The sequence below is a fragment of the Nocardia carnea genome (assembly GCF_029869215.1).
GTDB classification, from domain to species: domain Bacteria; phylum Actinomycetota; class Actinomycetes; order Mycobacteriales; family Mycobacteriaceae; genus Nocardia; species Nocardia carnea_B.
This window is the reverse complement of record NZ_JARWPM010000115.1, coordinates 32,087-39,960: the sequence shown is the minus strand read 5'-3', so window position 1 is coordinate 39,960 and position 7,874 is coordinate 32,087. Positions and strand designations below refer to the sequence as shown.

Sequence of the window (7,874 nt, the reverse complement as noted above, 5' to 3'; positions counted from 1 at the left end):
CCACCCCGTTAGGGGGGGGTTTGGGGGGGGGGCCCCGGCCCCCCCGCGGGGGCCGGGGGGTCCCGGGGGGGGGCCTTGGGGGTTGGTTCCCGCGGGGGGGGCCGCCCGTATTGCGGCGCGGACTCCGGCGTTGGATCCGGGTGTGGTGCCCGAGCAGTTGGCGGATCGGGTCGGGGTTCAGGTCACTGAGCTCACCAACGGGAGCCGTTTCAGCATGGTCGGGTTGACCGCGCCGGATCTCGCGGGTGTCACCGCGATGGTGCGGGCCCGCCAACTCGACGGTTCCTGGGGTCCGTGGTTCGAGGCCGGGACCGACGACAGTGTCTCGGCTCGTCGCCCCGGTTCGGGCCGCATACAGGGTAGTGAGCCGGTCTATGTCGGTGACACCGACGCGGTGCAAATCCTGAGCACGCGCAAGCCCACCGACACGGCCGAGCCCGGATCACGGGGACCGACCCCGGTCGCGGGCCCGGACCATTTCGGGCTCGCAGTCCCGGAGATGAGCGCGGTGTTGCTCGATCCCGGCCCTGGTGAAGAGAACCTGTCGGCGATCGCGGCTCCGCTGGCTGGTGGCGGGCCCCGGGTGATCAGCCGCGCGCAATGGGGCGCCGATGAATCGATGCGGTGTGAAGATCCGACCTACGACGACGGCCTGGGCGGGGTCGTAGTGCATCACACCGCGGGCCGCAACGACTACAGCAAGGCCGAGTCCGCGGCGATCATGCGCGGCATCTACACCTACCACGCCGAAACGTTGGGCTGGTGCGATATCGGTTACCACGCGCTGGTGGACAAATACGGCCAGATCTTCGAAGGCCATTTCGGCGGTTTGGACCGGCCTGTGCAGGGCGCGCACACCGGTGGTTTCAACGAAAACACCGCTGGAGTGGCGTTCATGGGTAATCACGAATCCGAGGAACCGACCCAGGTGGCGATCACCGCGATGGGTCAGTTCATCGGATGGCGCGCTCGTGTCGCGGGTTTGGATCCTCGAGGGACCACCACGATGATCTCCGAGGGCACCGAGTTCACTCCGTATGGCGAGGGTGAACAGGTGCAGTTGCCGGTGGTGTTCTCTCATCGCGATGTCGGTAACACCACATGCGCCGGGGACGCCGCCTATGCGCTGATGGACCGTATCCGTTCGATCGCTGCGGGTGTGAGCTCGGGTGCAGGGCCGAAACAGGTGCCGGGCGGGCATGATTCGGCACCGGTTCCCGCGCAACCCGATCCTGATGCTGACGCCGATATGTCGGCGTTGGTGGCGTTGACGGGCAAACTGTTGGATCTGGTCGACCGCAATGTGTTGGCTCGGCATTGGGTTGATGCCGGTGGGCCGCAGGGAAGGCTGGGGTTGGCGGCCTCGGAGCCGGTACCCACCGCCGAGGGCGGGCAGTACGCCAGATTCGTCAACGGTTACCTGTTCCAAGCCCCCGACGGTCAGGTCTATGAAGTGGCCGGGCGCATCGGGCAACGGTTCGCCCAGCTCGGCGGGGACAACGGCCTGCTGGGCACGCCGCGCAGCAACGAGTACCCGGTCCCTGGTGGTGTGCGGGTCGATTTCGGTCGCGGGTCGTTGGTGCTCAACGAGGCGACCGGTGACGTCACCGCACTGGGGCTGCCCCAGCCAGATCCCGATCATCCGAGGCCGCCGGCCTCTCCGGCGCCTGCACCAGCAGACACTTCACCAGCACCAGCACCAGCACCGGTTCCGGTTCCGGCGGAAGCTGCACAGGTACCGTCTCCGGTGCTGCCTGTTACTCCAGAAGCTGGGCCCGGCGAGGTGCCGGTGGCCGGGCAGTGAGGTAGCTCGCGCGCTGCGTGCAGCGTTATTCGGTGGTGGCTCGCTCGCGTGGTGGTGGTGGCCGCCATCCGGTGGCGACGAGGGCTTCGGTCGGAGAGATACCGATCAGGTCGCGGCAGGTGCGAGTGAGGTGGGCGCTGTCGGCGAAGCCTGCTGTGTGCGCGGCTTCGGTGAGGGAACCGCCTTCACGCACGACAGCGAATCCGAGCTGCAGGCGCACCCACCGCCGCCACGCCACATACGGCAACCCGACCTGGGCGGTGAATAGGTGGGAGAGGCGGCTCGCCGAGAACCCGATGTCGGCGGCGAGTTCGCCCAGCGAGGGTGGCCCTCCCGCCCAGCAGGTTGCCCGGCGCAGCGCCTCGGCCACGACCGGATGCGAGGACCGGCGCACGGATCCGGAGACCGGGCCGCCGACCGGCGACGCCCGTGCGGGCGCGGCGACGCTGACCCAGCTCGTGACTGCGTGGCGCGGCTGCCCGGCCAGTCGGGCCAGTGCTGCGTGGGCGGTGACGCTGTCGGGATCGAGGAACGCGAGGAATCCGCTCGTGCCGGGTTCGGTACGGACCTGGTGGACCACACCGGGTGGGATGATCGCGGCGAGGGCGGGTGCGGTATGTCCGGTCGCGTCGGAGAGGGTCAGTCGCCCGCGCGCGACAAAGAGCACCTGCACGGCCGCGTGGGCGTGGGCGGGTGCGTCGCCGATCTCGCCGGTGAAGGTCATGAGCCCGGGAGCCAACGAAACCCCTCCGGACCATCGGTGCTCGGGAGCGCTCACCTCGACACGCGCCGTGTGCGGTTGTTCCCGGACAGCCATTGACAACGCGATCGAGGGTACAGACAGGTCAGCTCGCGTCCTTCCTTCGTTGTGTAAGCAGGGCGGTGCGCGATCACAGGCCGAACGCACCGCCACTGACGAGGATGACAATTCCGAGAACGACCAGAACGAGGGGAAAGAGGATGTGTTCCCACCGCTCCAAGATCTCAGCAATGCCCTTGCGGGTGGTGAGAAACTTCGCGGCGAGCACCAAAACTCCGACCAACAGCAAGAACACGACCGAGTAGGCCATGATCGCCGCCGTTCCCACGGTCGCGAAGACAGGGACGTAGACGCCGATGTTGTCGCCTCCGTTGGCGAAGGTCACCGCGGCCACCGTCCACACGGCTACCTTCTTGCCCTCGACCCGTTCATCGTCATCACCGTGGTCTCGCCACGCTCTCCATGCGGCGAGCAGACCCAGTAGCAGCGGAATCAGCCCGAAGTAGGCGATAGCTTGTTCCGGCAGCAACGCGGTCACACCGAGCGCGACGAGGACGGACGCGACGAGGATCGCGCCGAACCCGAGATACTGTCCCGTTGCGATGGCGAGGGTGGTTCCGCGAGTTCCCGCGCCACGGGCGAAAAACAGTGACAACACGATGATGTCGTCGATGTTGGTCACCAGGAAGAGTCCGGTCGCCTGCAAGATCGCAGTAACCATACCGGTGGATGCCTTTCTCGGGGAGGACACACTGATTGCGGACGTGCGCGGTCGGGCTGCACCCTCGCGGCTCGCTACCGACTGTCTACCTCATCGCGGGTTGGGAGCCGGCGATGCTCGCACCGGCGATGCTGTCTGTTTGGGGAGTTTGGCGGCGATGGCCGCGGCGAGTAGTGCGCTGACGGCGGCGCTGGCCAGGAACACCGCGGACATGGCTTCGGTGTAGGCGTGTGCACTGGTGGCGGCCAGATCGGCACCCGCGGGGTCAGGAAGCCGGGCTGCGACCAGTTGCGCTCCGGCGATGTTGTCGCGTGCCGCGCTCGTCGCCGGTTCGGGCAGCCCGCTCAGGTGGGGGTCGAGGTCGCGGGTGTAGGCGACGGTGAGCAGGGTGCCCAGGACGGCGACGCTGAACGCGGCCCCGACCTGTCGAATGGCCATCAGCAACCCAGCCCCTGCGGCGCTGCGGTGTTCGGGCAGGGTGGCCATGACCGCGTCGACCGCCGGTGCCAACGCCAGCCCGGCGCCCAGGCCGATAACCGCGAGGCACACCGCGACGAAGCCGTAGCCGGAGTCGACGGTGATACGGGACGCGAGCACGAAACCGGCTGAGGCGATTACCATTCCGGTGACGATCGGGACTTTCGCGCCGACGCGGGTGACGATCTTGTCGACAGCGGCCGCGGCGATGATGATCGCCAGCACCAACGGAACGAGCCGCAGTCCGGTGCCGAAGGCGTCGTGGTGGCGCAGGATCTGCAGATATTGCGGCAGCACGAAGAGCACTCCGACGAGGGTGAAGGTGCCCGCAGTGGCGGCCAGGGTGGGCCAGGCGAATGCGGGATTGGTGAACAGTGCCAGATCGACCAGAGGGTGGCGGGTCCGCCGTTCCCACATCAGGAACCCCACGGTCAGCACCACACCGGCTGCGAGAGTGGCCAGCACGACCGGGTCGGTCCACCCGTACTCGGGGGCCTGGATGACAGCGAACACCACCGCCGCCGTACCGGAGACCGCGGTGATGATTCCGAGCCAATCCAGCGGCGGCGTGTCCGGATCGGCCGACTCGGGCAGCAGCACAACGCAGGCGGCCACAGCGGCGACGCCTACCGGGACATTGATGAGAAACACCGAGCCCCACCAGAAGTGCTGCAAAAGCCAGCCTCCGACGATCGGGCCCAGTGGCAGGCCGACGCCGAGGGCGCCGACCCACACCGCGATCGCGCGGCGGCGCTGCTCAGGTGGGAACAGGGTCGGCAGGATCCCGAGTGAGAGTGGGACGATGATCGCGGCTCCGATGCCCATGACCGCGCGGGCGGCGATCAGCGAACCGGTGGACCCGCTGTAGGCGGCCCATGCCGAGGCGGCGACGAAGGCGACCAGACCTGCCAGCAGCAGCCGTTTGCGGCCGTAGCGGTCGCCGAAGCCACCGGCGGGCAGCATCAGCGCGGCGAAGACCAGGGTGTAGGCGTTGACGATCCACTGCAGCTGGGTGGTGCTCGCGCCCAGGTCTTGGGCCAGGGTCGGCAGGGCGACGTTGAGGACCATCAGGTCCAGCCCCACGGTGAGCAGAGCGACGACCAGCGCCGCCAACCCTGCCCACCGACGCGATGGGCTCGGTTCAGTCCCGATTGTCGGTGTGGTGATCGGGTGAGAGTTGTTCTCGCTCATCGGAGTTTCCGATCAGGGTGGGGATGATGAGGGCGATCGCACCGAGCACGATGAAGGTGTCGGCGAGGTTGAAGGTCGGCCACCAGCCGGTATGCAGGTAATCGGTGACCAACCCGTCGGGGGCCCGGTCGATGACATTGGCGACGGCACCGCCCAGGATTGCGGCGAGCGCGACCCGGGTGAGCAGGTTCGCGCGCGGCGCCACAACCCATCCGCCGACCGCGACCGCGGTGGTGATCAGCGTGGTGACCGACAGCATCACCCAGCTCGGTGCGTCGGCGGCGATCGAGAACGCGGCGCCGGGATTGAACGCCAACCGTAGATCCACCGGCCCCGCCTCGATCGGCGACCCGTCCAGCGCGATCTGCGCCCACACTTTGAGCGCCAGGTCGATCCCGGCGAGTGCGGCCGCGGCGGCGGCCCACCGCAGCCGCCGCCCCCACCGCGAAACGGGGGAAGCAGACGACACGGTGGCGATCACGCGGAGGCTCCGGTCAGTACCGGAGCGGGCTTCGCCACCAAGCCGGGCGCCGCGGCCAGGGGTTTGGTGCGGCCGGCGCGGACACCATTGGCGATGACGACGATCTCGGCGAGTTCGTGGACCAGCACCACCGCCGCCAACCCGAGGACGCCGAACAGGGCCAGCGGGATCAGGATCGTGATCAACCCCAGCGACAAACCGACGTTCTGCAACATGATCCGGCGGGCGCGGCGGGCGTGCTCGAGCGCGCGCGGCAGGTGTCGCAGGTCTTCACCCATCAATGCCACATCGGCGGTTTCGATGGCGACGTCGGTCCCCATCGCACCCATCGCCACACCGAGGTCTGCGGTGGCCAGGGCGGGGGCGTCGTTGACACCGTCGCCGACCATCGCGGTGAACCGGTCGGTGCGCAGTTCGCCCACGATGCGGGCCTTATCCTCCGGGCGCAGGTCCGCGTGCACGTCCTCGATCCCGGCCTCAGCGGCCAGCGCGGCGGCAGTACGCGCGTTGTCGCCGGTGAGCATCGACACGCGAATACCCAAGGCGTGCAACCGATCGATGACCTCACCCGCCTCGGGCCGCAGTTCGTCGCGCACGGCGATCGCACCGATCACCTGGCCGTCGAGTTCGATCAGCACCGCAGTCGCCCCCGCGTGCTGCATCCGCTCCACATCGGCGCCCAGCACACCCGGTTCGATCCAGCCCGGACGACCCAGCCGGGCCGGACGCCCGTCGACCATGCCGGCCAATCCGGCGCCGGTGACGGCCTCGACGCCGGTGGCAGGAGTGAAGGTGTCGACGGCGGCGAGGATGGCGCGAGCGAGGGGATGTTCACTGCGCGATTCCAGCGCCGCGGCGACACCGAGCACTGTTGCCTGCTCTACACCGGTGACAGCCGAGACTTCGACGACAGCGGGCTTGTTCGCGGTCAGCGTGCCGGTCTTGTCGAGGGCGACCTCACGGACCCGACCCATCGCCTCGAGCGCGGCACCACCCTTGACCAGCACACCCAGCTTGCTCGCCGCACCGATCGCGGCCACGACGGTGACCGGCACCGAGATCGCCAGCGCACACGGCGAAGCCGCCACCAACACCACCAGGGCACGTTCGATCCAGGTGACCGGATCCCCGAAGATCGCCCCGATCACCGCGATCGCGGCGGCCGCGATCATGATGCCCGGGACCAGCGGTTTGGCGATCTTGTCCGCCAAGCGTTGGGCATCGCCCTTGCGGGCCTGCTCGGCTTCCACGATCCGCACGATCCGCGCCAAAGAGTTGTCCTCAGCGGTCGTGGTGACCTCGACGGTCAGTACGCCGGTGCCGTTGATCGACCCCGCGAACACCTCCGCCCCCGGTCCGGCTTCCACCGGGACCGATTCGCCGGTGATCGCCGAAACATCTAGCGCGCTGCGGCCGTCGACGATCACACCGTCGGTGGCGACCCGCTCACCCGGGCGAACCAGCATCCGGTCCCCCACCCGCAGCTCCGCCGGGCTGATCACGGTTTCGGTGCCGTCGCGCAGCACAGTGGCTCGGTCAGGGACCAGGTTCAGCAGGGCGCGCAACCCGCGTCGGGTGCGGGCGACCGCGTACTCCTCGAGGCCTTCGCTGATGGAGAACAGGAACGCCAGCATCGCGGCTTCGCCGACCTCGCCGAGGATCACCGCGCCGATCGCGGCGATCGTCATCAGAGTGCCGACACCGATCTTGCCCTTCGCCAGGCGTTTCAGCGTGGACGGGACGAAGGTGTAGGCGCCGACCAGCAGTGCGGCGATCTCCAAGCCCAATTCCACGGGGCGTGGCCCGCCGGTCCAGCCGACGATCAGTGCCGCGACCAGCAGCACCCCGGCGACCGCGGCGGCGCGCAGTTCGCTGACTTCCCAGAGCTTTTCGGGTTCCCGTTCCTCTTCACCGTCTCCGGTGGGTTCGTCGTGGCCGCAGCCGCACGCGTCGCTCATGCTCGCACCTCCGCAGTCGTCTCCGTCGTGATGGTTGTGGCGTCGGTGCCGTAGTTCGGGCACAACGCCACCGCATTACCGGTCGCCGCGAGCAAGGTCTCCGCCGAGGCGAGCAGGTCCATCAACTCCGGCCGCGCCAGACTGTAGAACACCTGCCGACCCTGGGGGCGGCCGACGACCAGCCCGCAGTCGCGCAGGCAGGCTACATGCGCCGACACCGTCGACTGCGCCAGCCCGAGCCCTGCCATCAGATCCGATACCCGCGCTTCCCCGCACGCCAGCCGGTGCACGATCGCCAGCCGTGTCGCGTCCGAGAGGCTGTGGAACAACGCCACCGCCGGATCCAGGCCTTGCGTTTCGGCGAGACAACCCTCGCCATGATCAATCGCCATAAAACGATGATAGCGCGAAATGGTGTTGATATCGAACCTCGCCGTGACTAATCTCATTTCAACGATCACATCGCTTCTCGGCGATCAATG

Annotated in this window: 7 protein-coding genes; 1 reads left to right on the top strand and 6 read right to left on the bottom strand. The window is 68.3% G+C overall.

Annotated features, from left to right (window positions below):
* Positions 1 to 142 precede the first annotated feature (142 nt).
* Entirely contained in the window at positions 143 to 1,804 is a 1,662-nt protein-coding gene (locus tag QH276_RS07370) for an N-acetylmuramoyl-L-alanine amidase (RefSeq protein WP_280406671.1), read from the top strand.
* A gap of 25 nt (positions 1,805 to 1,829) precedes the next feature.
* Here QH276_RS07370 and QH276_RS07365 read toward each other — a convergent pair whose 3' ends face one another.
* The 6 genes from QH276_RS07365 to QH276_RS07340 all read right to left on the bottom strand — a co-directional run bounded on the left by QH276_RS07365 (position 1,830) and on the right by QH276_RS07340 (position 7,784).
* Positions 1,830 to 2,543 (bottom strand): helix-turn-helix transcriptional regulator, encoded by a 714-nt coding sequence (locus QH276_RS07365; protein ID WP_256666649.1) that lies wholly within the window; start codon positions 2,541 to 2,543, stop codon positions 1,830 to 1,832.
* Between the two features lie 151 nt (positions 2,544 to 2,694).
* Positions 2,695 to 3,285 carry a cadmium resistance transporter gene (locus QH276_RS07360; RefSeq protein WP_163844440.1) on the bottom strand — a complete coding sequence of 197 codons (591 nt, stop codon included), beginning with the start codon at positions 3,283 to 3,285 and terminating at the stop codon, positions 2,695 to 2,697.
* Positions 3,286 to 3,375: 90 nt separating this feature from the next.
* Positions 3,376 to 4,875 carry an MFS transporter gene (locus QH276_RS07355; RefSeq protein ID WP_256666650.1) on the bottom strand — a complete coding sequence of 500 codons (1,500 nt, stop codon included), beginning with the start codon at positions 4,873 to 4,875 and terminating at the stop codon, positions 3,376 to 3,378.
* A gap of 28 nt (positions 4,876 to 4,903) precedes the next feature.
* Positions 4,904 to 5,434 carry a signal peptidase II gene (gene lspA, locus QH276_RS07350; protein ID WP_163844444.1) on the bottom strand — a complete coding sequence of 177 codons (531 nt, stop codon included), beginning with the start codon at positions 5,432 to 5,434 and terminating at the stop codon, positions 4,904 to 4,906.
* The gene (locus QH276_RS07345; RefSeq protein WP_163844446.1) at positions 5,431 to 7,392 is read right to left on the bottom strand and encodes a heavy metal translocating P-type ATPase; all 1,962 of its coding nucleotides are present in this window, start codon (positions 7,390 to 7,392) and stop codon (positions 5,431 to 5,433) included. Before QH276_RS07345 ends, lspA begins: the two co-directional genes overlap by 4 nt.
* Positions 7,389 to 7,784: an ArsR/SmtB family transcription factor gene (locus QH276_RS07340; protein WP_163844447.1), complete on the bottom strand. Its 396-nt coding sequence runs from the start codon at positions 7,782 to 7,784 to the stop codon at positions 7,389 to 7,391. Before QH276_RS07340 ends, QH276_RS07345 begins: the two co-directional genes overlap by 4 nt.
* Positions 7,785 to 7,874 lie beyond the last annotated feature (90 nt).